Origin of the sequence: Terriglobus sp. ADX1 (assembly GCF_036877645.1) — a bacterium.
GTDB lineage: Bacteria > Acidobacteriota > Terriglobia > Terriglobales > Acidobacteriaceae > Terriglobus.
In genome coordinates, this window is sequence record NZ_JAEDXV010000008.1 from 96,645 (window position 1) to 120,496 (window position 23,852).

At 58.0% G+C, this 23,852-nt stretch carries 23 protein-coding genes; 15 read left to right on the forward strand and 8 right to left on the reverse strand.

The genetic code is table 11. The annotated features are described in order from the left end of the window. Positions 1 to 44: 44 nt before the first annotated feature. Both cyaY and JAO32_RS07410 read right to left on the reverse strand, forming a co-directional pair. Complete coding sequence (gene cyaY / locus JAO32_RS07405; RefSeq protein ID WP_334239018.1) at positions 45 to 371, reverse strand: iron donor protein CyaY; 327 nt, start codon at positions 369 to 371, stop codon at positions 45 to 47. A gap of 97 nt (positions 372 to 468) precedes the next feature. Next, complete coding sequence (locus JAO32_RS07410) at positions 469 to 951, reverse strand: single-stranded DNA-binding protein (protein ID WP_334239020.1); 483 nt, start codon at positions 949 to 951, stop codon at positions 469 to 471. 81 nt (positions 952 to 1,032) lie between these two features. Here JAO32_RS07410 and aroE point away from each other — a divergent pair, with 81 nt between their 5' ends. From aroE to JAO32_RS07460, 10 genes are all read left to right on the forward strand, one after another. Continuing rightward, positions 1,033 to 2,550, forward strand: a complete 1,518-nt coding sequence (gene aroE / locus JAO32_RS07415) for a shikimate dehydrogenase (protein ID WP_334239022.1) — start codon at positions 1,033 to 1,035, stop codon at positions 2,548 to 2,550. Between the two features lie 22 nt (positions 2,551 to 2,572). Further along, positions 2,573 to 3,205, forward strand: a complete 633-nt coding sequence (locus JAO32_RS07420) for a M17 family peptidase N-terminal domain-containing protein (protein ID WP_334239024.1) — start codon at positions 2,573 to 2,575, stop codon at positions 3,203 to 3,205. Positions 3,206 to 3,316: 111 nt separating this feature from the next. Continuing rightward, positions 3,317 to 3,796 carry a vitamin K epoxide reductase family protein gene (locus tag JAO32_RS07425; protein WP_334239026.1) on the forward strand — a complete coding sequence of 160 codons (480 nt, stop codon included), beginning with the start codon at positions 3,317 to 3,319 and terminating at the stop codon, positions 3,794 to 3,796. A gap of 23 nt (positions 3,797 to 3,819) precedes the next feature. Next, a complete protein-coding gene (locus JAO32_RS07430; protein WP_334239027.1) occupies positions 3,820 to 4,218 on the forward strand; it encodes a hypothetical protein in 399 nt (132 codons plus the stop codon). Further along, complete coding sequence (locus JAO32_RS07435) at positions 4,215 to 4,412, forward strand: DUF3565 domain-containing protein (RefSeq protein ID WP_334239029.1); 198 nt, start codon at positions 4,215 to 4,217, stop codon at positions 4,410 to 4,412. Before JAO32_RS07430 ends, JAO32_RS07435 begins: the two co-directional genes overlap by 4 nt. Positions 4,413 to 4,416: 4 nt before the next feature. Next, the gene (mqnC, locus tag JAO32_RS07440; RefSeq protein WP_334239031.1) at positions 4,417 to 5,463 is read left to right on the forward strand and encodes a cyclic dehypoxanthinyl futalosine synthase; all 1,047 of its coding nucleotides are present in this window, start codon (positions 4,417 to 4,419) and stop codon (positions 5,461 to 5,463) included. Positions 5,464 to 5,688: 225 nt separating this feature from the next. Further along, positions 5,689 to 6,669 carry a hypothetical protein gene (locus JAO32_RS07445; protein ID WP_334239033.1) on the forward strand — a complete coding sequence of 327 codons (981 nt, stop codon included), beginning with the start codon at positions 5,689 to 5,691 and terminating at the stop codon, positions 6,667 to 6,669. Positions 6,670 to 6,833: 164 nt separating this feature from the next. Continuing rightward, entirely contained in the window at positions 6,834 to 8,303 is a 1,470-nt protein-coding gene (ampH, locus tag JAO32_RS07450; protein ID WP_334239035.1) for a D-alanyl-D-alanine-carboxypeptidase/endopeptidase AmpH, read from the forward strand. Positions 8,304 to 8,461: 158 nt separating this feature from the next. Then, on the forward strand, positions 8,462 to 9,916 hold the full coding sequence (locus JAO32_RS07455) for a cation diffusion facilitator family transporter (RefSeq protein ID WP_334239037.1): 1,455 nt from the start codon (positions 8,462 to 8,464) through the stop codon (positions 9,914 to 9,916). Between the two features lie 106 nt (positions 9,917 to 10,022). Then, on the forward strand, positions 10,023 to 10,907 hold the full coding sequence (locus JAO32_RS07460) for a PASTA domain-containing protein (protein ID WP_334239039.1): 885 nt from the start codon (positions 10,023 to 10,025) through the stop codon (positions 10,905 to 10,907). A 104-nt stretch (positions 10,908 to 11,011) separates the two neighbouring features. Here JAO32_RS07460 and JAO32_RS07465 read toward each other — a convergent pair whose 3' ends face one another. Beyond that, the gene (locus JAO32_RS07465; protein ID WP_334239041.1) at positions 11,012 to 11,746 is read right to left on the reverse strand and encodes a TIGR03435 family protein; all 735 of its coding nucleotides are present in this window, start codon (positions 11,744 to 11,746) and stop codon (positions 11,012 to 11,014) included. Between the two features lie 252 nt (positions 11,747 to 11,998). Between JAO32_RS07465 and JAO32_RS07470 the strand changes: the two genes are divergently transcribed. Further along, a complete protein-coding gene (locus tag JAO32_RS07470; RefSeq protein WP_334239043.1) occupies positions 11,999 to 13,234 on the forward strand; it encodes an RsmB/NOP family class I SAM-dependent RNA methyltransferase in 1,236 nt (411 codons plus the stop codon). A 55-nt stretch (positions 13,235 to 13,289) separates the two neighbouring features. Here the strand turns inward: JAO32_RS07470 and JAO32_RS07475 are convergent, their stop codons facing one another. Then, positions 13,290 to 14,936, reverse strand: coding sequence for a hypothetical protein (locus tag JAO32_RS07475; protein WP_334239045.1), 1,647 nt, complete (start codon positions 14,934 to 14,936; stop codon positions 13,290 to 13,292). Positions 14,937 to 15,255: 319 nt separating this feature from the next. Between JAO32_RS07475 and JAO32_RS07480 the strand changes: the two genes are divergently transcribed. Continuing rightward, positions 15,256 to 15,483 (forward strand): hypothetical protein, encoded by a 228-nt coding sequence (locus JAO32_RS07480; RefSeq protein ID WP_334239047.1) that lies wholly within the window; start codon positions 15,256 to 15,258, stop codon positions 15,481 to 15,483. Between the two features lie 704 nt (positions 15,484 to 16,187). Here the strand turns inward: JAO32_RS07480 and JAO32_RS07485 are convergent. The 4 genes from JAO32_RS07485 to aroC all read right to left on the reverse strand — a co-directional run bounded on the left by JAO32_RS07485 (position 16,188) and on the right by aroC (position 20,012). Next, complete coding sequence (locus tag JAO32_RS07485; protein WP_334239049.1) at positions 16,188 to 16,862, reverse strand: TIGR03435 family protein; 675 nt, start codon at positions 16,860 to 16,862, stop codon at positions 16,188 to 16,190. 504 nt (positions 16,863 to 17,366) lie between these two features. Continuing rightward, the gene (gene fmt / locus JAO32_RS07490) at positions 17,367 to 18,302 is read right to left on the reverse strand and encodes a methionyl-tRNA formyltransferase (RefSeq protein ID WP_334239050.1); all 936 of its coding nucleotides are present in this window, start codon (positions 18,300 to 18,302) and stop codon (positions 17,367 to 17,369) included. An 11-nt stretch (positions 18,303 to 18,313) separates the two neighbouring features. Beyond that, positions 18,314 to 18,823 (reverse strand): peptide deformylase, encoded by a 510-nt coding sequence (gene def, locus JAO32_RS07495; protein WP_334239052.1) that lies wholly within the window; start codon positions 18,821 to 18,823, stop codon positions 18,314 to 18,316. A 4-nt stretch (positions 18,824 to 18,827) separates the two neighbouring features. Beyond that, positions 18,828 to 20,012 carry a chorismate synthase gene (aroC, locus tag JAO32_RS07500; RefSeq protein ID WP_334239054.1) on the reverse strand — a complete coding sequence of 395 codons (1,185 nt, stop codon included), beginning with the start codon at positions 20,010 to 20,012 and terminating at the stop codon, positions 18,828 to 18,830. Between the two features lie 206 nt (positions 20,013 to 20,218). Between aroC and JAO32_RS07505 the strand changes: the two genes are divergently transcribed. The 3 genes from JAO32_RS07505 to JAO32_RS07515 all read left to right on the forward strand — a co-directional run bounded on the left by JAO32_RS07505 (position 20,219) and on the right by JAO32_RS07515 (position 23,783). After that, positions 20,219 to 21,496 (forward strand): GGDEF domain-containing protein, encoded by a 1,278-nt coding sequence (locus tag JAO32_RS07505; RefSeq protein WP_334239056.1) that lies wholly within the window; start codon positions 20,219 to 20,221, stop codon positions 21,494 to 21,496. 69 nt (positions 21,497 to 21,565) lie between these two features. Further along, complete coding sequence (fbp, locus tag JAO32_RS07510) at positions 21,566 to 22,534, forward strand: class 1 fructose-bisphosphatase (protein ID WP_334239058.1); 969 nt, start codon at positions 21,566 to 21,568, stop codon at positions 22,532 to 22,534. A gap of 1 nt (position 22,535) precedes the next feature. Further along, positions 22,536 to 23,783, forward strand: a complete 1,248-nt coding sequence (locus tag JAO32_RS07515; protein WP_334239060.1) for an alanyl-tRNA editing protein — start codon at positions 22,536 to 22,538, stop codon at positions 23,781 to 23,783. The last annotated feature ends 69 nt before the right edge of the window (positions 23,784 to 23,852 follow it).

Genomic DNA, 23,852 nt, shown 5'->3' on the forward strand with positions numbered 1-23,852 from the left:
CCGTAAAAGCACCAAAAGGATCGGGGCTTTAGCCCCTGAGGCAATTACAGCTCGAACGTATCGTCGTCCGTATGTTCACGGATCAACCGTTCCGTGAGCACATCCAGATCCTCGCTCGTCTTCGGCAGCACAAACTTCCCGTCCACCCAATCCAGCTTGAAGCTGGTAGACAACGCGGAAATCCAGATCTGTCGCACCGGCGTATTCGGCGTAAAGACGAACTTCGCCTTGGGCGCGTCGAAGATCACGTTCAACACGCCATTGTTCTCTTCCGTCTCATAACCACCCAGGTCTTCACCATCAATCAGGCGCTGCTTGAGCTGTTCGAGAGCCGCATCAGAATCACGTCGAAAGGTCTGTTCATCCACCATGGTGAAAACAGTCTACGACGATTCCTTTCCACAACGAGAAAGCGGAGCCCGAAGGCCCCGCTGACTTGTAACTCGCCGACTACCTGACTCACTCCGTTTAGAACGGGATATCGTCGTCCGTGATGCCTTCATTGGCATAGTCGTTCTGCGGCGTACGCTGATCGAAGCTCGCGGTATTGCCATAGTTGCCGCCACCGCTGCTCTGGCTGTAACCGCCGCTGCTGCGACCGCCACCACCGCCTTCGCCACCACCCAGCAGCGACAGGTCGTTCACGATGATCTCCGTGCGGTACTTCTTCTGATTCGTTTCTTTGTCATCCCACGAACGCGTCTGCAGCTTACCTTCAATGTAAAGCTGCTTACCCTTCTTAACGTAGTCGCGGACGATCTCTGCCGTGCGGCCAAAGCAGACAAGGTTATGCCACTCCGTCTTGTCTACCCAGTTGCCGCTCTGGTCCTTCTGACGGTCGGCAGTGGCCAGCGTAAGTTGCGCAATCACCATGCCGCTGGGAGTCGCCCGGATTTCCGGGTCCTTACCCACATTGCCCAGCAGAATTACTTTGTTCACGCCCTTAGCCATTGCACCGCTCCGATCCCTTTTGCTATCGACCGAGTATAAAGGAAACCCGCATCCCGCCGCTCCCAGTACCATGACATAGGAATGCCTGCGCCTCTCATCACACCGGAATCCCTGCATCAACGCGCCGGACGCATCTGCGTCGCTGTCTCCGGCCCGGCAATGTTTTCGCTTGCCGCCGCAACCCTCCCGGCGTGCCGTTTCCTAGAGTTCCGCCTCGATTCCGTTCCCGATCCCGCATCGCAACTGCCGCAACTACGCCAGTTCCTCTCAGAGCATCCGGAAGTGACAGCCGTCGCCACCTGCCGCCGCCTGCCCTACGGCGGAGGATTCACCGGCACGGCGCAGCAACAAATCGACATTCTCGCAGAAGCCGCAGCGGCAGGCTGCCAGCTCATCGACATCGAAACGGAAACCGCAGAGGAGCTCGGCACCGCCGCACTCGATACGCTCCGCGCCAACGGCGCCGCCGTCATCCTCTCCTGGCACGACTTCCACGGCACACCCGCGCTCGAACCCGAACTCGACCGCATGGCCCCGTTCGCGCCGGACTTCCGCAAGATCGTCCCCACGGCCACCACGCTGACGGAAGCGCTGCAACTCATCGACCTGCTCGAAACCCACGGCACCGATGGCCGACTCATCGCCATGAGCATGGGCTTCCGCGGCACACTCACACGCGTCCTCGGCCCACGTTTCGGTTCGCTCTTCACCTTCGCGTCGCCGGAAGGCAACGCAGGCACCGCACCCGGCCAGGTCAGCCTCTCCACGCTGCAAAACCTCTACCGCGCAGAATCCATCACACCCGAAACCGCGATCTACGCCGTAGCAGGGCTGCCCATCACCGGCTCGCTCTCGCCGCGCATGCACAACACCGCATTCCGCGAATCAAAGCGTGACGCAGTCTACATCCCTCTGGAAACCGACATCCCAGCGGAACTCCTCGCCGTGGTCGACCGCCTCAATATTCGCGGCCTCAGCATCACCATGCCGCTCAAGGAAACCATCCTGCCGCATCTGACAATCAGCGACGCCGCAGTGCAGCAGATGCAAACCTGCAACACCCTCGTGAAGATCGCCGAAGGCTTTGCCGGACACAACACTGACGTCCCCGGCATCGTCGGCCCGCTGCAACGCGCCATTCCTCTCTCAGGCGCAAAAATTCTCATCCTCGGTGCAGGAGGAGCGGCACGCGCCGCCGTCTTCGGCCTCCGTGACGCAGGCGCACACGTCTATCTCCTCAATCGCACCCACACCCGTGCAGAAGCACTCGCAGCCGAGGCCGGCGTCCACGCCATCCGCCGCGAAGACCTCGCCGCACACACCTTCGACGCCATCATCAACAGCACGCCCTACGGCATGCGCAATCAAACGATGGAAGCCCCCATCGCCGCAGAAGAAATGCGCGCCAAGGTCTTCTTCGATCTCGTCTACAACCCCGTCGAAACACCACTGCTGCAACTCGCACGACAAAACGGCCTGCACGTGATTCCCGGCGTAGAAATGTTCGTGGAACAAGGCGTTCGCCAGTTCACGTATTGGACCGGCCAACCCGCGCCACGCGAAGCCATGCAGCAAGCCGTTCTCGAAGCCCTGAGTTAACACACAAGTTTGCAGGAGCCCCATGACCTTTTCGCGTCTGATCTTTCTTGCCGCCGTGATCACCTGCACCGCAGCCGCTCAAACGCCGGAAGGCACACGTCTACCTGTTCCCGGCAAGCCCATCCCTGTTGATGTGTTCGTCGAATCTCCTGCCACGGCTCCGGGTGATCTGCAGATCATCTGCCTCTTCGCTTCCACGCCAGAGAACAAACTCGAGGCCTCGCTTGCTCTTCTGGATACGAAGCTTTCCGGTGCGCTCACCACGGTTCGTACCCCACAGCTCTTTCGCGGCACCCTTGGCGAAACATTGCTGATTACGCCGAATCCAGGCGCCATTGCAGCGAAACGACTGCTCCTCATCGGTCTCGGGGACCGTGATACGTTCACGTCTGCTCGCGAAGAGTTCATCGGGGAAGTTGCGTATGCGGAAAGCGAACGCCTTGGCGTCGCCGCTCCCACCTTTGCACCAACGATTCTTGACGGCGGCAAGACTGGCATCGATACAGGAGCTGTAGGCGCTGCCTTCCTGAGCGGCTTTCTCCGTGGCCGCGCCATCACGCTGGCTCTGCACGCTCCGCCCGTCGTCCAACGCCTTACGTTTCTGGCTGGGACGACTCACGCAATCGATACCCAGCGAGGCATGGCCAGCAAATAACCACCTGATCGGCAAAACCGCTCATCCGCGCAACGCGCCACCACGCGCAGCGTCGAGAACGGTACGAAGTACCTTGCCCCACCGCTTTCCAACAGCTAGAGTCAAACGCGTATGCGTCTTCTCCGTGTGCTCATCGCTCTGCTCGCCGTGGCAGGTACCGTCGTCTCCGTCCTTGCCCTGCGCGTCCACAATATGGACCCCAACGCCGCGCCGCCATGCGCCGTCACAGAGCAGTGGGACTGCGGCACCGTCAACCACTCGCGCTTCGCCGTCTTCCCTGCGCGTGGCTTCGATGAAGACCCCAACAGCAAGGGCCACATTCCCGTCGCCACCATCGGCATCATCGGTTATGTGCTGATCGCCATCCTTGCGCTCCTGGGCCGCGATTTCATCACCTTTGAAGCCGCACAGATCGGCTGCTTCTGCGCACTGATCCTCACCTACCTTGAAAAATTCGTCATTGAGAAGTGGTGCATCTACTGCGTCTGGTCGCAAAGCATTATCGCCGCCATCGTCATCCTCTCGGCGGTGAACTTCTGGATCGCCAATCGCGATAAAGCGCGTACCGGCCTCCACATTCGCGCCATCTAAACGCATCAAAGAAAGAAGCGCGTATGGGCTGGCTCGACATCATTCCGTTATTGCAAAAAGTTGTGCCGTTGCTGGCGCGTAGCGTTCCCATGCTTGAGGTCTTCGTCAACTCTCGCGGTAACACCCGCGAAGAGATGCGCGCCTCCTTCGATCAATTCACCACGCAGGTACGCGGCGACATCACATCGCACAACGCCGAGCTATCGGACGCGCTCGCTGCCAACACCGAACGCCTCGGCCATCTCTCATCCGACGTGGCACGTCTGCGCACCATCACGGAAGAGCAATCCGCACGTATCGCTGCCTCAGAGCAGAAGATCGCCAGCATGGCAGGCTCGCTGCGCGCGCTACTCATCCTCACCGGCGTGCTTCTTCTTATCTGCATCGTTCTTCTCGTGCTGGTCGTTACTCATCACGCATGATCCAGCAACCCATCACCGGCTTCCATCAGGACGAAGAAAGCCACTGGATCGCAGAACTCGCCTGCGGGCACACGCAGCACGTCCGCCACGATCCTCCCTGGCAATCCCGCCCCTGGACGCAGACGGAAGAAGGCCGCCAGTCCATGCTGGGCCACACTCTTCCCTGCAAGCTCTGTGAGCAAGCGGTAAACTAAAAGCATGGGAATCACGCGGCAACAGGCCCTTGACTGCTTCGCTTCAGACGACCTTATCGGCATCGGCATGGAAGCCGACGCAGTGCGCCGCCGCCTGCATCCCGAAGGTGTGGTCAGCTACATCATCGATCGCAACATCAACTACACCAATTTCTGCACGGAATACTGCACTTTCTGCGCGTTCTATCGGCCGCTGAAGGGCAAACTGGCCAGCGAAGGCTACATCCTCGACTTCGAGACCATCTACGACAAGATTCGCGAAACCGAAGAGATGGGCGGCACCGGCGTGCTGATGCAGGGCGGCATTCACCCCGACCTGAAGATTGACTGGTTTGAGAAGCTTTTCACCGGCATCAAGCAGCGCTTCCCCAACATCTGGTTGCACTGCCTCTCCGCCAGCGAAATCCTCGCCATCGCGGAATACAGCGAAATCAGCCTGCGGGACACCATCATGCGTCTGCGCGACGCGGGCCTGCAGTCCATCCCCGGTGGTGGCGCAGAGATTCTGGATGACGATGTGCGCAAGCGCATCGCCCGCCTGAAGTGCCGCACCGAAGATTGGGTCAGCGTTCATCGCACCGCACACTCGCTCGGCATGCGCACCACCGCCACCATGATGTTCGGCGTGGGCGAAACCGTGGAACAGCGCGTGAATCACTTTGAAGTGGTCCGCCAGCTTCAGGAAGAAACCGGCGGCTTCACCGCATTCATCCCGTGGAGCTTCCAGCCGCACAACACCGCACTCGGCGGCCGCGGATGGGACGAAGCCACCAGTGTCGAATACCTGAAGACCCTCGCCATCTCGCGCATGTACCTGGACAACATCCAGAACGTGCAAAGCTCGTGGGTCACGCAGGGCCTGAAGGTACTGCAGATGGGCCTCCGCTTCGGCGGCAACGACGTGGGTTCCGTCATGCTGGAAGAAAATGTGGTTAAGGCGGCAGGCACCGCCAACTGCACCACGGAAGAGGAACTACGCCGCATCATCCGCGGAGCAGGCTTCAAGCCCGTGCAGCGCGACACCCTCTACACCACTTACTTCCTCAACTAAGCAGCGCATCGATCACCCAGGTGTACCAAAAGTGCACTTGGTGGCGATCCAATACGCATACCGAAGACTTACCCCTCCCACCCCAAAAATCCGTGTGTATTACCGCTCCGGAAGCATCCAACATCCAGTAAGCCAAAATGGCGCTCGGAGCGTCCCACAACTTAAACAGAAGAAGCGTGTCTCTGACATACGCACGGCTTTACTTACAGGAGTTCAGTGATCCCTATGAAACGGTCTTTTTATCTTCATGGCCTCTGTGCTGCAGCGGTGGCTCTGTCAGCGATTTCGCTTGCTCCAACCGCCTTGGCTGCAAGCCCATCCACGCCGGACACCCCCAAGCCCCTCGCGGCAGCACCACTCTTCAATCCCAGCGCGGTCAACGTTTCCTCGGACGACTTCCACTACCAGCCTTCGGGCGTCAGCAGCAGCTCGGATGACGCAATTGCCGCAGCCGATCCCGCAGCGTCGTTGAACTTTGACGCCGGCACACAGCCGCCTCCGGGTCGCCGTTCTTATGGCCGTTCGCGCTATCAGGACCGCATGCACAACCCTGACGGCTCTACCAAGATCGCCTTCATGGCAGGCGGCGGCATGACCGTCCCCACCGGCGACACGGCAAAGTACTACACGCCAAGCTGGACCGTTGCCTTCGGTGGCGGCTGGAACTTCAACCGCATGTTCGGCGTCCTCGGCGAGTTCCACTATGACCACATGGGTGTCACCGGCGGAGCTATCAACTACGAGTACAACAACGTTCTGAACTACCTCCAGCAGTACGGCTATGGCCCGAACGACCTCGCCGGTTTCGATGCCAACGCGCACGTACTCTCGCTCACCGTGAATCCGATCATCAACTTCTCGGATCCGCGCAGCAAGATGGGCGCATATGTCACCGGTGGCGGCGGTTGGTATCGCAAGAGCACCAACTTCACCCTCCCCACGGCGCAGACCGGTTGCAATTACTACTACTGCCAGACGTTCTACACCACATACAATCTGGACTCGTACAGCGCCAACGCCTTCGGCTGGAACGTGGGCTTTGGTCTCACCTACAGACTCAGCGAGTTCTCCAGCGAACGCCTCTTTGTAGACGCCCGTTACCACTGGGTACCTATCAAGGATGAAGGCTTCGCACAGGACCCGTTCTTCCCCTTCAACCGTCGCCACACCGGCTACATCCCGGTCACCTTCGGTATCCGCTTCTAATTTCTTCTTCTAACTTCGCAAGCCCCGTCTGAGTCCAACAGACGGGGCTTCGTTTTGAAATCACAAGAGTGTTCCCCGCCAGATTCCCCATCACATCCAACACTCCGCTTTCCACCGCATCCCATCCGTTAGCCTGAAATCAGTTCAATCTTTCTGGAGTTCTGTTGTCGCGTCGCCGTTCTGCTTCCCTCTGCCTTGCCCTTGTCGCCGTCACCAGCTCCCTTCAGGGCTGCAAACACTTTCGCCATCAGGAAGAAAAGCAGAAGAAGGCGCAGGCAGCAGCCGTAGCCAAGGCACAGAAGAAGCCCAGGCCCGAACCGCTTGGTCCTCCCATCAACATCGCAAACGACTACGCCTACCGCATCTTTCAGCGCACCGCCTCCACCGGCATGATCGCAGTCGTAGTCCGCGGCGATGAAACATGGATGGCAGGCTACGGCCACGTCTCCCCCTCAAATCACGACACGCCACAGGCCGACACGCTCTTCCGTCTCTGCTCCATCTCCAAGATCCTCGCGACCGACCTGCTCTCAAAGCTCGTCGCCATGAAGAAAGTTTCGCTCGACGACCCCCTGCAGAAGTACGCCCCGCAGGGCATGACCGTGCCCACCATGACGGTCCGTGGTCCAGCCGATCGCCCGGTCGAACTCATCGACCTCGCCACCCACACCGCAGGCATGCCGCGCGAAATCGCCTATCCTCCGCAGGGCGCAGCGCACTTCACCTTCCCGGACTTCAACTACCGCTGGCAGTGGCTACCCGCCTTCCGGCTCCGTTCACAACCCGGCACCGCAGCGCATTACTCCAACATCGGCTTTGATCTCCTCGGCGACGCCATCGCCTCCGCCAGCGGAATGAGTTATCACCAGTTCTTCCAGCAGCAGACGGCGCAGCCCCTCGGCCTGAAAGACACCACCCTCACGCCCACGCCCGACGAGTGCAGCCGCCTGATGGGAGGCATGCACGAACCCATCGAATGCACCGATACGCAAGCCGCCGCAGGCTCCGGTGGCATGTACTCCACCGCCAACGACATGGCGAAGATGCTGCGCTACTTCCTCGACCTGCCCGGCGTTCCCGTCCACGCGAACGAACTCGCCACCCAGACCGTCATTGACCCCGCCAACCTGCGCAGCATTCAGGGTCTTGGCCACGCGGGTCTGCCCGACGGCCTCGGCCTCGGCTGGATCGAAATCAACAAGGACTACGGCCCCTCGCGCATCGTGCAGAAGACCGGTGGCGGCGCAGGTTTCCAGACCTACATCGCACTCAATCCCGCACGCCACACCGGCATCTTCTTTGCCCGCACTGACGGCCGACGCCCCGCCGGCAACATGTTCCGCGAAGCCAACGACATGCTCCTCGCCATGGTCGGCCTGCCGCCAGTTCCCGAGGACATGAACGACCCCGAGCGCGAACTCACCGCCGAAGAACTCCGCGCCGCCAACGCGAAACTCCGCGGCATCCGTCACGGCAAAGCAACGGCAAAAACAAAGACCGCAAAGCCAGCACACGGTGCAGCAGCAAAGCCCGCCGCAACACCGGCAAAAACAGCCACCACCAAACGAACCGTCACGGCCCGCAGCCGCACGGCTAAACCAAAACCACACACAGTCCGCCGCAAACAGCGATAAATAACTACCCCAAAACTTGGGTGCCCCACGTCTCGCTCCTGAGACGTGGGATCATCGCGCATCCGAAGTACCGTGATCATACGAACGAAGTTCGTCCACGCGCAGCGTCGAGAACAGTACGAAGTACTCGAGAACGGTACGAAGTACACTGAAACTCCATGCACCCCGGTCAGCCCCATCCCGACGCGGAACAGAGCCTGGCCGAAACCTCTGAGCTGAAGCGCAATACGGCCCTGCGCAGTGTTCTCGCGGCCAGCGGCATCACGCTCCTCAAGATCATCACGGGCCTCTCCACCGGCTCACTCGGCATGCTCAGCGAAGCGGCGCACTCCGCCATCGACCTCGTCGCCTCCTGCCTCACACTCTTCAGCCTTCGCCTCTCCGACCGCCCCGCCGACGAGGACCACACCTACGGCCACGGCCGCGTGGAAAGCCTCTCTGCCTTCATCGAGACCGGCTTCATGCTCGCCTCGTCCATCTGGATCATCTACGAGGCAGTCCACCGCATCCTGCGTTACGCGCACGGCCAGAGCCTCGACCTGCAACCCTCCGTCTGGCCCGTCGTCGTGCTTCTACTTTCCATCGCCGTCGACTACACACGCTCCCGCGCTCTCGCCAAAGTCGCACGCGAATCCCACTCCCAGGCACTTGAAGCAGAAGCCCTGCACTTCGGCACCGACATCTGGTCAAGCCTGGCAGTCCTCGTCGGCCTGATCGCCGCTTTCCTCGGCAAACGTCTCGGCATCCCCGCGCTGGAACTCGCCGACCCCATCGCCGCTCTCATCGTCTCGCTCATCATCCTGAAGGTGACGTACACACTCGCGCGCGAAACGGTCGACGCGCTGCTCGACGCCACCACCCCGGAGATGCGCAAGCAACTCGTCGACGCCATTCGCCACGTCGAAGGCGTCGCCTCCGTCAACGATCTCCGCATGCGCCGCGCCGGCACACGTTACTTCGCTGACGTTGCCATCGGCATCCGCCGCAACACAACGCTCCAGCGCTCGCAGCAGATCGTCGCAGCCGCCACCGAAGCCGTGCAACAAACCATGCCCGGCACCGACGTCGTCATCCGCACCATCCCCTACGCAGGCCGCAGCGAAAGTGTCTTCGACCGCGTCCGCGCCGTAGCTCTGCGCAACAACCTCTCCATCCACGACGTCTCCGTGCAGGACGTGGAAGGCGGCCTCGCCGTGGAACTCCACCTCGAACTCCCCGAGCACATGCTGCTCCGCGAGGCACACGATACCGTGACCCGCATTGAGTCGGAGATGAAGCAGGAAGTCCCTGAAATCCGCTCCATCATCACACACATCGAGTCAGAAGAAAGCACCATCGAACCCGCCATCCGTCTGCAGCACGACCGCGATCTGGAAGACGCCGTACGTCGCGCCGCAGCAGGCTTCTCGGAGGTTCTCGATGTCCACAACATCGTCACCACACGCAGCGGCGACCACCTGCAGATGAGCTGCCACTGCACCATGCACGACGACCTTCCCATGAGCATCGTCCACCGCGTTATCACGCAGATGGAAGCCGCCTTCCTCCGCGAACGCCCCGAGGTCGACCGCCTCCTCATTCACCCCGAACCAGCCACAGACAACGACCGCTAGCTCGCGTTTGAGATTGGTGGACCAGGCTTCGCAACGCGAAGCTCATACGAACGAAGTTCGTCCACGCGCAGCGTCGAGAACGGTACGAAGTACTAAGATACCCACAGTGAAGATTCGCATCCGCTATCACGACAACTCAGGCGAACTCTCCGCCGGTGCCGCTCGCTTCTTTCGCATCGGCACCACCGTTCTCGCCATGACGGCGGTCGCGCTGTTCTCCGCGCTCATCACCATGCGCCTCGCCATCCATACCGGCGAAGTAGAAACCCCCAGCCTCACCGGCATGACGTTGGAAGAGGCCGCCAACGCCTCCAACAATCGCAAGCTCAATCTCACCGTGGAGAACCGCTTCTACTCCACCACCGTTCCCGCCGGACGCGTTCTCTCACAATCCCCCGCCGCAGGAGCCACCGTGCGCAAGGGCTGGCACATGCGCATCACGGAAAGCCTCGGCCCCCAGCGCGCTACCATTCCTGACACCGTCGGCATGAACGAGCACGACGCAGGCATGGCCATCCGCCGCGCCTCACTCGACCCCGGAGCGATGGCCCACATCCCATCACCCGGCCCATCGGACGTGGTGCTTGCACAAACCCCACCGGCGAACGCTGAAGGCGTCGACAAGCCGGAAGTCAGCCTCCTGCTCACCGAGCCTTACACCGCACAACCCAAGGCATGGGTCATGCCGAACCTCGTCGGCCTCAGCTACTCTGCTGCCTCTGCAAGAATGCGCGAGATGGAACTACGCGTTTACGCCATCGTGCCGCAGCCCGCACCCGTCGTCACTGATCCGAGTATCCCCGCACCGCCACCAGTCCCTATGGCTCCCGCAGGCTACGTACTCTCGCAAACCCCACTCGCAGGCGCCCGCGTAACCGCAGCCGACATAGCCAAAGTCAAAATGAGCGCCGCAGCCGCCATCTCCGACCCCACAACCCTGATCACACCAGCCCCCGCAAACGCGACTCCACCAACAGCGAAGCCGCGTTAACCGCCGCAACCCCACTCTTTACTTCAAGCCATTCGCAAACGCCTCAATCGTAGTCGGCCCATAGAACTTCTCAGTGCCGGATTGCCAAAGTGAATCCGACCGACTTAGTTCGGGCTTGGCCTTTCAATGCTGTCGACAATCCAATTCATCGACGGCACTTCTTCCTTATCAACCTTCAAACCCAACGCGCGCAGATCGTAGGGTACTGGCGGAGCGGAGTCCTCATCTGCTGGCAAACGTCGCAATACAAACTTGTACCTGCCTTGTAAGCCTGTCCTGTCTTCTACGGGATGCTGCGACGTGAAGGTGAGATAGGTCGCAAGAACAGACATGGAGGTGTTGTAAAAGGTGTAGGTTCGCTCGCCATTCTGGGCCGCAAAAACAAACACGGCTCCGTCTGACAGTGGCTGCGCCGCCCCACCCTCCGGCAAGCTCGAATCCTCCACCAACGCCGAAGACTTAGCCCCAATGCGCAAGGCGTAGCCATCAGTCTTCGTTGGCACACTGTGGATGCGTAGCTTACAGCGCTCTTCCAAAACTTGTCGAAGCATGCGCTGCAACACTGGCGATGTTTGCGCGAAGTTCTGATGCAGGCTGCTCCACGCTGCAACATCCGCTGGCGCCACCTTGGCCCGGAGATCGTAGTTCTCACTCCCGACCCACGAAGGAGTACCCTTCGAGTCGTAAAGATGGTTGAAAAAAGGTGCTGGAAAATAGGCGATTAGAAGCGACGTCTCTAACGGCACCCCCAACATCTCATAGCCATCCGGCGAGAACTTGCCGCCAGGTCCCCTCGCACTTCCACTCGGACGAATCGACACCACATCGAACTTGAGCAACTTGGCATCTTCAGGTCCGTTGTTCGTTTGGGAAACTGCAGATACTCCAATTGAAAAGCAAACCACGACACATACGCAGCGGACAAAGGCAAAAGGTGACACTCTTCTCATCGAGCTTCCACCTACAAAGGAAATGACAGATCGCTTCGCCGGGAAAACATACCATAACCGATCGCACATTACTATGTAGTTTTCTTCACTGCTCCCCTCCTGCCACCAACTCGCCTCCAAACCCCGTATCCTGAAACAAGCGTGAAATCCAGTAACCAACCCGCCATCTCTCCCGCGCGAGACGCCGCCATCCAGATCCTCTATCGCGTCATGTCCAGCGCCGCACACTCCGACGATCTGCTGCATTCCCCGGCCGTCAACCGCCTCTCCGCCGAAGACCGCAACCTCACCACCGCGCTCGTCCTCGGCGTCCTCCGCTGGCAGTTGCAACTCGACGCCGTACTGCGCCCCATGCTCCAGCGCCCCGACGCCGAACTGCACGACGCAGCTCTGCTCGCCCTCCGCCTCGGCATCTTCCAACTGCTGCACATGGACCGCATCCCGCCGCACGCCGCCATCCATGAAAGCGTGGAGATGGCCCGCGCCAACGGAGCGCCCCACGCCGCCGGCATGGTCAACGCCATCCTTCGCCGCGTCCAGCGCGAAAAGGAAACACCCAGGCGCACTCCGCTCGTCGTCCCCCTCACGCCGGAAGAGCAAGCCCACCCCGAGTGGCTGCTCTCCCGCTGGCGCAAGAACTTCGGCAACGCTGTAGCAAGACGCATCGCCGTCTACGATCAGCAGGAGCCCCCCTCCGGCCAGCTTTACACCCCGGAAGAAGGCCTTCCGCAGATCGACGACGGCTCACGCCTCATCGCAGAAATCACCGCCGCCTCCGTCACCAATCCCAGGCGAATCCTCGACTGCTGCGCCGCACCCGGCGGCAAAACCGCAGTGCTGGCCATCCGTCACCCGCAAGCAGAAATCATCGCCTGCGACATCAGCCCAAAGCGTCTGGAAGCCATGCGGAAACGCATGGACCGCTCCGAATCCACAAAACATGTGAAGACGCTTTTAGCCGACATGACCGCCCCGCCATCCACGCTGCAAGCCGGAAGCTTCGATCTCATCCTGTGCGACGCGCCATGCAGCGGCACCGGAACCCTCGCTCGCAACCCGGAGATCCGTCACAGGCTAAGAGAAAGCGATCTGCCCCGTCAGGCTGACCGCCAAAAAGCAATCCTGACACAAGCCCTGCGTCTGCTCGCACCCGGTGGACGCCTCGTCTACTCCACCTGCTCACTGGAGCCAGAAGAAAACCTCGAAGCCGTAAAGGCAGCAACCGCTTCAGGAGCCTACCGCTCCATCGACCTCGCATCGCTGCTGCCAGAGTCCGTTACATCCGCAGCTATCGACGGCACACTCCGAACGCTCCCCGGCACTCAACCTTGCGACGGCTTCTTCGCAGCGCTGCTTGAGAAAGCTGATACAGCTTAAACAGAAACGGGCCGCTGCAAAGAATGCAGCGGCCCATTTCGTAAGTTGCCTTGCGTTACTGGTACGCACCCATAGACGGGGTAGTACCACGTTGATTTCCAATAATGTCGATGGGCGACATCTTGGATGAAGTTCCTGCTGACTTACCAGCCGAACTCGATTGCAGAGCGAAGCTACTGCTTGAAACAAAGCTAGGTGCAGTTGTAACTGGTCGCGAGTCAAACGACGGAGCTGCGCCAGCACCCGACCAGAGGTTATTCGTACCAGTTACTCCCTGGCTCTTCGGCTCAATGTAAGGCTGCGCTGCAGACGGCTGAACGCAGATGTTATTCGTCAGATTAATGCCGGCTCCAGCGTAGACCACACCAAAGCATCCATTCTGATTACCGATCGTGTAAGCGCCTGCATCCACTACAGTGTTGTTATAGATCTGCACCGTACCGCTCGTGGAAGCGGGCGGATCAGAGTTGATAGCAATACCAGCTTCGTTCGCTACGCCATACGGATTTGCCGCAGTCGCAACGTGAGCTACAACGTTGTTATAGATCTCGACCGTTCCCAGTGAAGGATCGACCGACGCCAACTGGATGCCATCGCAGTATCCACCTGTGATGTTGTTGTCATGCACATGCAGGTCATACTGATTGCCGCCTGTCGTAGCGTGGAACATAATGCTGCGGCAGTAGCCCTTGAAGTTCTGACCAATGGTGTTCCAGCCCACATCCGCATGGTTCGCTCCGGATGAGAAGTAGACAGCGTGATAGGTCTTGTCTACGTTTCCGCCGGTGTCGTGAACATTATTCCCCTGGAATGCCCAGGTATCAGCAACGTTTGTGGTTTCTGCAAGAACACATGCCGTTCCACCGAGACCAGAGGGAGGAGCGGGGCACGAAAGGCTGTTGTTGATGATGCGGATGTTACCAGCCTCTGCATCGATAGCAGAGCTTTGCCCAACAATCGTGAGGTTAGCGATGGTGATGTTGCGTCCCCATCCCTTTACACCGTTCGAAATGCTGGTGCTGCCAACACTCACAGTACCGCCTGGGTAGCCAACGATTGAGATCTGACTGGTTGGAGACGAACCACCAATATCCGTTGAGATAGCGGCATTGTATCCACGTCCATCGTCGAAGCTAACATCCGTTCCCGGCTCCAGATAGATCACGGTGTTCTGCGAAGGTGAAGAAGAGTCCCTTGATGTAACCGAGTTGTAAGCTGCACGCCACGTTTTAAATGGAGCTGCGAAGCTACCGTCGTTCGTATCAACACCCTTCGGCGATACGAAGACGATAGTCGTCGGCGTAACTGTGAAGGGCGAGCCATTGGATGCAAGTCCATTCGCAGTCACAACAATATTGCCCGTCTTTGCTGCCGATCCAAGCTGGGCAACAATAACGGTATCGCTCCACGAGCAAAGGCTGCAGTTGGTCACCAGGTAACCACCAAGCGCAACTGTGCTTGATCCTTGCGATGCTCCGAAATGGCTACCGAAGATGCGGACATACACACCATTTCCGTTGTCACCACCGGTGCCCGAACCCACATTAAGATCCGTGTAATTAATGTGCGGTGCGCCAGATGTGGAGCTGCCCGAGGATGGCTGCGATGCAGTAACAGCAACAGATGTAGTTGCGGTCTTGCTTGTGCTTCCATTGCTGGCAACAAGCGAGTACGAAGTCGTCGCTGTTGGGGAAACACTCATCGAGCCCGAAGTAGCGACAGCCGTACCGTTAAGCGTTACTGATGTTGCCGATGTCGTGCTCCAGGTAAGAGTAGAGCTCTGACCTGAAGTGATCGAAGTAGGTGATGCTGTAATAGTTGCCGTCGGACTCGTTGCCGAAGCAACTGCAACAGATGTCGTCGCGGTCTTGCTTGAACTTCCGTTGCTTGCAACAAGCGAATAGGAAGTAGTCGCTGTCGGAGAAACACTCATAGAGCCCGAAGTAGCGACAGCCGTACCATTAAGCGTTACCGATGTCGCCGATGTCGTGCTCCAGGTAAGAGTGGAGCTCTGACCTGAAGTGATCGAAGTGGGTGATGCTGTGATGGTTGCCGAGGGAGTTGTTGCTGCTGCCGCGACTGTTACGGATGTCGTAGCGGTCCTGCTTGAACTTCCGTTGCTTGCAACGAGTGAATACGAAGTAGTGGATGTCGGGGAGACACTCATGGAGCCTGAAGTCGCTACAGTGGTTCCATTAAGCGTTACAGACGTAGCGGATTTCGTGCTCCAGGAAAGAGTTGTTTTTTGACCCGCGGTGATGGATGTAGGTGAAGCGCTAATGCTCGCCGATAAATAGGAACGACGCGACGAATAGCGCTGTGCGAATGTACCGTGAATACCACCCATAAATACAGACACACCGACGCATAAGACTACAAGACGACTTCTTTTAACTATCAACTGAACTACTCCAGGATTGGGTGAATCAATCGTGCTGAAGTAGTTGCATTTCAATGGCCGCAAATGGCCGATTTTTTATGTGCGTAGTATGAGCAACTTGCGCAACCAATAAATCAGGCACTGAAAAAATGTGCCGTGACACCGGTAACTTCTTCCCAAAAACATCGCGCAACACTTTTCTCGACGACAAGTCAACTCATCGAGCCCGCCACGTCGGCCCAAAAACATCAAATTAAAAAGAAATGATTTTCTGAGTTTGCGCATGAGCAAAACTACTCGCGATAAGCCCGATGACATCAACACATTCGTTTCAACGAGGCTCACAAAAGCGGCGTTATTGTTGAGCGAAGCAAAGCGGACACAAGGGCTCCTTTCCCTCAACGCCTTAACATTAAAGCGCTCATACAGCCACGTGTCTTAATCACAATTGGATATATTAGATTGCTGAATTAACTTGAGCCTCGCGGCTTCATTTCCGATAAGCCTACTTACATTTACACAATCGCTCGTTCCGCCCTGTCAAACGTCTACGTCTGCTTCATACTTTGCTCGTCAGTCTTCCGAAGGCTGATTCACTTGATCGATAACCAGAGTTGGAACGGGACCCATTTGAGGGACAAGTTCTAGGCCCAGTTGATCCCTGACAGCATGAAAGATCGTCGGCGCATTATCGAGTTCTGAGGAGGTTGGCTCTTTCTGTGGAGGAAGCTTGGGACGAAATGACAGCTTGAAATCGTATGTCCCTTGAAGACCAGTTTTATCGAGCACCGGCCTCTGATCGTTTTGCAGGCGCTGACTGAGCCAATAACAAAGGTAGTTCAAAGGAACACGGCTACCGATAACTTCGTTATTGGGACCATCGCTGATAGGTATGTTTCGGTCGTTGCCTGCTTCGACACGGGTCATCTTGAGCCCTGACTTTGCGACAGTCAGAAAGAAGACTGGGCCTTCCTTCGTTTCGAAATGCATTTTCAATCCGAAACGGTCCGCCAAAGCGTTCTGAAACATCACGTGAAGATCGTCGATGCTGTGTTCATTTCCTGCCTTGACTCTCACATCGAACTTTTCAGTGGATGTCCACTCCGGCCCTCCAACGATCTGGCGAAGAGGAATTCGGTACATCACGCTGAGCATCACCTTCAGAGTTGCCGTTGCGTTGTACCCAATCCCTCCGGGGAGAGGAACAATGCCTCCAGGGATACCGGGCTTGGAAGGTTTGACGGACACAACGTCATAGACCAGGCGATCGGATTTGCCTTGCCCACCCGCGATATGAAATTGAGATCGCGAGAAGAGACACCAGGAAGATGTACCTCTGCCTCCAAAGCACTCGGATCTCCATCAGCTGAAATGGCCAACCCAGGAAGTCTATCAATGGCCTAGGGGAATACCGGTGACGCCATCCATTCTCGAAAGGTCTTAATCGACAATGTTCGACTGACTGCTTTTAATTCGAGTTTGCCTGAATTCCGGAAGGATAAAAAGTAGCTGTCAAGCCCCTAAGCAGCCCAAATCTAACAAATCAAAAGAAATAGACTTGGCATGTTATTTCTCTGAGCTTATTAAAATAGAAATAGCCGACAAAAACGTGTTCGCTCGCTGCCTCTAAAGCCTTTAGAAAGAGGATTTTGCCTTTAACCCCAATGGGCAGACGATTTTACAGCCACTCGCGCCATAAACCCAATAGAAAGACGATTTTAGAAAAACAGGGGGGAGGGGGTACCCTCCACATCAGGAGCCCAGAATTTCGCCGCTCTTCAACTGAAATCCGCGCAGGAAATCCGCAGCAGGCATCCGTTTCTTGCCCTCAAGCTGCACCTCGTCGAAGACGATAGCCGACCCGGAACCGCAGGCCACTTCCATCTCTCCATCGCGAATCGTCAGTGTACCCGCAGCCGCGACACTTGGCTGCGAGGCAACATGCATTCCATGCACGATCAGCTTCTTCCCGCGTAACAGGGTGAAAGCGCCGGGCCAGGGTTGGAAGCCGCGGAAACGCTGATCGATCTCGCGTGCAGTATGAGTGAAGTCGATGCGCGCATCATCACGCGTCAGAATAGGCGCAAGCGTCGCCAGCGAATCATCCTGCTCTTCTGGCGCAACAGTTCCCGCTTCCAGTCCCGCAAGCGTCTCCACCATCAGCTCCGCACCAATCTGTGCGAGAGACACAAACAGTTCGGGCGAGGTCGTCGTCTCCGTGATGGGAACGGACCGCTTCAACAGCATCGGTCCCGTGTCGAGTCCCGCATTCAGCCGCATCGTAGTTACGCCAGTCTCGGAATCACCCGCCGCAATCGCCCACTGAATGGGCGCAGCACCACGCCAGCGCGGCAACAGCGAACCATGCCCATTAAGGCAGCCATACTTCGGCAGGTCGAGCATCCACTGCGGAATGATGCGACCATATGCGACCACGATAATGGCATGGGGCGCAATGGCCTCCAGCGTGGAGCGAAGCTCCTCGTTGGTCTTGAGCTTCTCCGGCTGCAGCACGGGAATACTGTGCGCCACCGCCGCGACCTTCACCGGTGTGGGATTCACCTCACCACTGCGCCCAACCGGCTTATCCGGCTGCGACAACACCAACGCCACCTGATGCCCGGCGGCGATGAGCGCCTCCAGGGTAGGTACGGCAAAGTGCGGCGTACCGCAGAAGACCAGCTTCATACCCTACCGCCCTACCACTCACCATTCTTGATGAGCTTCCGAATACGCCGCAGAATCAGGTCCTTCTTCAAACGCGAGAGGCGATCGATGAACAGAATGCCGTCGAGATGATCCAACTCATGCTGAAAGGCACGAGACAGCAGTTCTTCACCGTCGATCTCGAACCACTTACCATCCACATCCTGTGCACGCATGCGCACGCGGAAATGGCGGTTCACCTTGTCCCGGATATCCGGCAACGAGAGGCAGCCTTCTTCCTCGGTCTGCTTCCCTTCCTTCTCGATGATCTCCGGGTTGATAAGGACAAGGCGCTCTACCGGGTTCTTGCCCACAGACAGGTCAACCACGTACATGCGCTTGCTGATACCAATCTGCGGCGCAGCCAGGCCAATGCCCTCGGCGGCATACATGCTCTCAAACATGTCATCCGCCAACTTCTTCAGGTCGGCATTGAACTCGGTAACAGGCTCTGCCTTCTTCTGCAGCACCGGTTCCGGATACTTCACGATGGGATAAATCATTGCCTTAGAACTTCCGGATCTGCTCAAGATAACCATTGAGGTTGCGCTGTGTTTCTACGAGGCTGTCGCCGCCGAACTTCTCCAGCACCAGACGTGCCAACGTGATGGCAACCATCGCCTCCGCCGCCACACCAGCAGCGGGAACCACGCAGACGTCGCTGCGTTCATATGCCGCCTTCACCGGTTCGCGGGTATCGAAGTTCACCGACGCCAACGGACGGCGCAGTGTGCTGATCGGCTTCAGATAGCCGCGCACAGTCACGTCCTGCCCGTTAGAGATGCCACCTTCAATACCGCCAGCGTTATTGCTCTCGCGGGTGAAGCGCGTATGCGCAGCTACAGCTTCCTCTTCGGTGGCGTAGTGAATGGCGTCGTGCACGGTGGATCCCATGGATTCCGCAGCAGTGACGCCGCGGCCAATCTCAACCGCCTTCACGGCCTGCAGACTCATCACAGCCTGCGCCAACAAACCGTCCAGACGACCTTCCCAGGTCACGTGGCTGCCAATGCCAGCAGGCATACCATGCGCCACCACCTCAAAGACCCCACCCACGGTATCGCCCGTGCGCAAAGCCTTATCCACCTCACCCTTCATCTGCTGTTCCACTTCAGGGTCGATGCAGTTCAGCAGGACTGTCTCGCGGGCAGTGCTGGCAACAATCTCATCCCACTGGTAAGGCCGCTGCAGTTCCACAGCGCCTACACGGACGACGTGCGAAAGCACTTCAATACAAAGCGAACGGAGAAACATCTTCGCAATAGCGCCAGCGGCAACACGTGCCGTGGATTCACGAGCAGAAGCACGCTCCAGAATGTAACGAGCATCGGCGAAATTGTACTTCAGCGCGCCTGCCAAGTCAGCGTGACCGGGACGTGGCGATGCAACAGCCTTATGCCGCGAGGGGTCGCCTTCTTCTACCGGGAGAATCTCCTCCCAGTTCTTCCAGTCGCGGTTGGCAATGGTCATCGCAATGGGCGAACCAATCGTCTTACCGTGACGAACACCAGAGAGGATATGCGCTGTATCCGTCTCAATGCGCATGCGACCACCGCGGCCGAAGCCCTGTTGGCGGCGCCACAGTTCACGTGCAAGGAATGCGCTGTCCACCGGAACCCCGGCGGGGAGGCCGCTGAGCATGGCCACAAGAGCCTCTCCGTGGCTTTCACCGGCTGTAGAGAATTGAAGCATCTTCCACCCTGATCAAAACTAGATTGTAACAAGTAGCAGGTAGGTGCTACGTGGTGGGTCGTGAAGTCGATCGCAGGAAACGACCACCTCAATTTGTGCAGAGACACTACACCGCCTCCCCCGAAAAGGTGAGGCTGGTTTGGCTCCGCTGGGGCATAGCTAACACTGCGGACGAGGACTAGGCTGTTTTTCGTAAGCCTATGGAAATGCAGAATCAAAGTGATATCACGCCACTGCTGAATGAGGAGATCCGTCGCTTCGAGACGGGCCGCGTGGCGTGGCTGCATTTCACTCCAGAGGTGGAGGAACGCTACCTTCGCGACACGGCCGCATCCCGGACAAGCACGCTACTAACCCACGGTCTGTTCGCGGGCATTGTGTATGACTTCTTCCTTCTCAGTGATTACTTCATGGCGCCAGACCATATACTCCGCGCCGTACTCGTACGCCTTTTGATCTTCACGCCCATCATGCTGCTGGCAGCAGCGATTGTTCGCTACCAGCAAAATGTAGCCTTGCGTGAGATGAGCGTTGCGTTCGCCTGCCTGACGGGGGCCCTGGGCATCCTTTACCTGCACAACGGCATAAACACCACTGTCTCCATTGAGTCTCAGTTGGGCCTGATTCTGATGCTGTTGGGCATGAATTGCCTGATCCGTCTTGAGCTTGTATATGCGACTGCGACGACGTTCCTGATTGCAGTGGCAGATGTGTTGTGGCTGAAGAACGACACTTTCCTTCCCGTAACACATAAGTTGGTGCTGGGCGGCATGATGATTTGGTCTGTGCTCCTGACCCTCGCTGCCAACTATGCCATCGCGCGTGATCGCCGTTTCTCATACCTGCTGCAACTACACGGAAGGCTGCAGCGAGGGATGCTGGCTGATGCGAACGCAGAACTTGTGGCGCTTTCATCTACAGATCGCCTGACCGGATTGCCCAACCGGCTGGCGTATGACTCGCGACTTACACACATATGGAAGATGACTCGGGAGAGCCGCACCCCGCTAAGCGTGGTGATGGTGGATGTCGACCATTTCAAGCTTGTGAACGATACATACGGCCATCCCTATGGTGATCGCGTTCTGCAACGTGTCGCGTCGCTGCTGCAGCAGGCACTCCGCGAGGAAGACGATTTTGTGGCACGCATTGGAGGCGAGGAATTTGTGGTGCTGCTGCCCCACACTGACTCCACTTTTGCAATCAAGGTAGCGGAACGTATCCGTACGCTGGTGCAGGTGGCTGGTTCACCCGCATTACAACGCGATACGACATTGCACCATGAGGTGTGGACCACAGTAAGTTGTGGCGTAGCCACCATGTGGCCTGCTCACCCCGGCAGCGATCCGGTCCAACTGATCGCGGACGCCGATGCGGCCATGTACCGAGCAAAACAGGAAGGCAGAAACCGTGTGTGCTGCGCACCTGTCCCACCGTCGTCTGCACGACTGACCATCTTCCCTGGCGGCGCACAACGCGCATAGCACTGCACCTTACTGCGTATAAACGGTTACATCACACGAAAATCTTTCGCGAGTGCTACGCTTAATGCCATGGCGATGACCCTTTTTCAACACGTGCGCCAGCGCCACACGCCTGAATTGGCGGCGCTGATTACCGCAATTGCTGATGGCGCGGCAACCATTGAACGCAGAATTCGCACCGCTGGCCTAGAGGACATTCTGGGCGCGGCCGGCAGCGAAAACGTGCAGGGCGAAGCACAGCAGAAGCTGGACGTTCTGGCTGACAATACGCTCATCGAAGTGATGAAGGCTCTTCCCTCTGTGGCCGCTGTGGTCAGCGAGGAAGACGAAGAACCGCTGATCTTTGAAGACCGCCCGAATGCAAAGTTCATCGCCATCTTTGACCCTCTCGATGGCTCGTCCAATATCGATGTCAACGTCAATGTGGGAACGATTGTTTCCATTCAGGCAATGAAGCCGGGTACCTCCGTCAAAGAAGCCATTCTGCAGCCCGGCACAGAGCAGATCGCCGCACTTTATGTGAACTATGGCCCTTCCACCATTCTGGTTTACACCGCTGGTGATGGCGTACATGCTTTCACGCTTGCAGAAGGCGAGTTCCTTCTCAGCAGCGAAGACATGAAGATGCCCGAGCAGGGACCGTACTACTCCATGAATGAAGGCAACATCGCCGAATCGCAAAAGGTGTACGGCAAGGCCATTTCGCGATTCCGCGACGGCACCCTCGTCGGTGGTAAGAAATACAGCTCGCGCTATGTGGGATCGTTCATTGCGGACTTTCACCGCACACTTCTGAAGGGCGGCGTATTCCTGTATCCGTCGACCCAGAAAGCTCCCAACGGCAAGCTGCGTCTGCTCTATGAGGCAAATCCTTTGAGCTTCATTGCAGAGCAAGCCGGAGGTGCTGCCAGCAATGGACGCTATCGCATTCTGGAGATCGTGCCGACGGAACCGCACATGCGCACGCCCCTGATCATTGGCAGCCAGTCGGAAGTGGCCGCGATCGGCGGACTGATTTCCATCTCACCAAGGGAGTAGTGTGACGGAAGTTCAGTCAGCCAATCGCATCTACTACGACGAGCCCGCAACGCTGGAGTTTACAGCCGAAGTCACAGCCATCCGCGAACTGGCAAAAGTGGATGGCCAGCAGGTATGGCAAATCGCGTTGGATCGCACCGCTTTTTATCCCACCAGTGGTGGTCAGCCTTACGACACAGGAGTGCTTGTAGCAACGGCGCGCTCCGGCGCTTCGCTGGAAGTGCCCATCACAAACGTCGAAGAAGATGAAGCCGGTGAGGTGTGGCATACCACCTCCAAACCGTTGCAGGAAGGTACAGCGGTCTCCGGTCGCATAGAAGCGGCGCGCAGACGCGATCACATGCAGCAACACAGCGGCCAGCATCTGCTTTCCGCTATTCTCGACCGTAACTTCGCTGCGCGTACTGTTTCCTTCCATCTCGGCGACGATGTTTCTACCATTGATCTGGAAGGTCCTGCGCTCACCGACGCGCAACTGCAATTTGCAGCACAAGAAGCGAATCGCATCATTGCTGCAGCGCTGCCACTCGGCATCCGCTATGCCACCAGCGAAGAAGCCGTTGCGATGAAGGAACAAGGGCTACTGCGCAAGCTGCCACCTCGCTCCGGCAATATCCGCATCATCGACATTCCAGGCATCGACACCAACGCATGTGGCGGAACACACGTAGCCACCACCGCCGAAATCGGTCCGCTTCTGCTGCGCGGAACAGAAAAGGTGCGTGGCAATCTGCGGCTCTCTTTCATTTGCGGAAGCCGTGCGCTCACAGCAATCAATGCGGACTTCCTTACGTTGCAGGAAGCCGCAGCCAGGCTCACGACAGCGCCGTCCGAGATCACCGCAAGCATCGAGCGCATCCGCACAGAGAATCGCGTTCTGCAAAAGGAACGCGCCAACCTGCTGGACGAAATCGCATCCTTGGAAGCAGCCAAGCTGGCCTCCGCTATGCATGGAAGTGTCATCCACTCGCTGCCCCCGGATCGCGACGCCGCGTATGCAAAATTGCTGGCATCCAAACTGATCCGCGAAACAACGACAGCAGTGGCATACATCGTCGCCACCGATAGAGAACGGTCCAACGTGGTCCTGGCCGCGAAACCTGGCATGCTCGACTGCGGAACCACACTGCGAACCGCGTTGAATACACTCGGGGCACGTGGCGGTGGCAGTGCTGAGATGGCACAGGGAGCAGTCCCACCAGAACAAGCGGAATTACTGCTGAACGCGCTGCGTCCTTTGATCCCCTAAACCCGTTTCACCGTTCCAACTCTCCCAGGAAGCGTCTTCCACGCTACTTTGAGCGCGGAGACGCTTCCT

Excerpts from the sequence above, each read along its gene's own strand:
- cyaY (WP_334239018.1), bottom strand. The coding sequence starts at position 371 with ATGGTGGATGAACAGACCTTTCGACGTGATTCTGATGCGGCTCTCGAA.
- JAO32_RS07410 (WP_334239020.1), bottom strand. The coding sequence starts at position 951 with ATGGCTAAGGGCGTGAACAAAGTAATTCTGCTGGGCAATGTGGGTAAG.
- aroE (WP_334239022.1), top strand. The coding sequence starts at position 1,033 with ATGCCTGCGCCTCTCATCACACCGGAATCCCTGCATCAACGCGCCGGA.
- JAO32_RS07420 (WP_334239024.1), top strand. The coding sequence starts at position 2,573 with ATGACCTTTTCGCGTCTGATCTTTCTTGCCGCCGTGATCACCTGCACC.
- JAO32_RS07425 (WP_334239026.1), top strand. The coding sequence starts at position 3,317 with ATGCGTCTTCTCCGTGTGCTCATCGCTCTGCTCGCCGTGGCAGGTACC.
- JAO32_RS07430 (WP_334239027.1), top strand. The coding sequence starts at position 3,820 with ATGGGCTGGCTCGACATCATTCCGTTATTGCAAAAAGTTGTGCCGTTG.
- JAO32_RS07435 (WP_334239029.1), top strand. The coding sequence starts at position 4,215 with ATGATCCAGCAACCCATCACCGGCTTCCATCAGGACGAAGAAAGCCAC.
- mqnC (WP_334239031.1), top strand. The coding sequence starts at position 4,417 with ATGGGAATCACGCGGCAACAGGCCCTTGACTGCTTCGCTTCAGACGAC.
- JAO32_RS07445 (WP_334239033.1), top strand. The coding sequence starts at position 5,689 with ATGAAACGGTCTTTTTATCTTCATGGCCTCTGTGCTGCAGCGGTGGCT.
- JAO32_RS07455 (WP_334239037.1), top strand. The coding sequence starts at position 8,462 with ATGCACCCCGGTCAGCCCCATCCCGACGCGGAACAGAGCCTGGCCGAA.
- JAO32_RS07475 (WP_334239045.1), bottom strand. The coding sequence starts at position 14,936 with ATGAGTGTTTCCCCAACAGCGACGACTTCGTACTCGCTTGTTGCCAGC.
- fmt (WP_334239050.1), bottom strand. The coding sequence starts at position 18,302 with ATGAAGCTGGTCTTCTGCGGTACGCCGCACTTTGCCGTACCTACCCTG.
- def (WP_334239052.1), bottom strand. The coding sequence starts at position 18,823 with ATGATTTATCCCATCGTGAAGTATCCGGAACCGGTGCTGCAGAAGAAG.
- aroC (WP_334239054.1), bottom strand. The coding sequence starts at position 20,012 with ATGCTTCAATTCTCTACAGCCGGTGAAAGCCACGGAGAGGCTCTTGTG.
- JAO32_RS07505 (WP_334239056.1), top strand. The coding sequence starts at position 20,219 with ATGCAGAATCAAAGTGATATCACGCCACTGCTGAATGAGGAGATCCGT.
- fbp (WP_334239058.1), top strand. The coding sequence starts at position 21,566 with ATGGCGATGACCCTTTTTCAACACGTGCGCCAGCGCCACACGCCTGAA.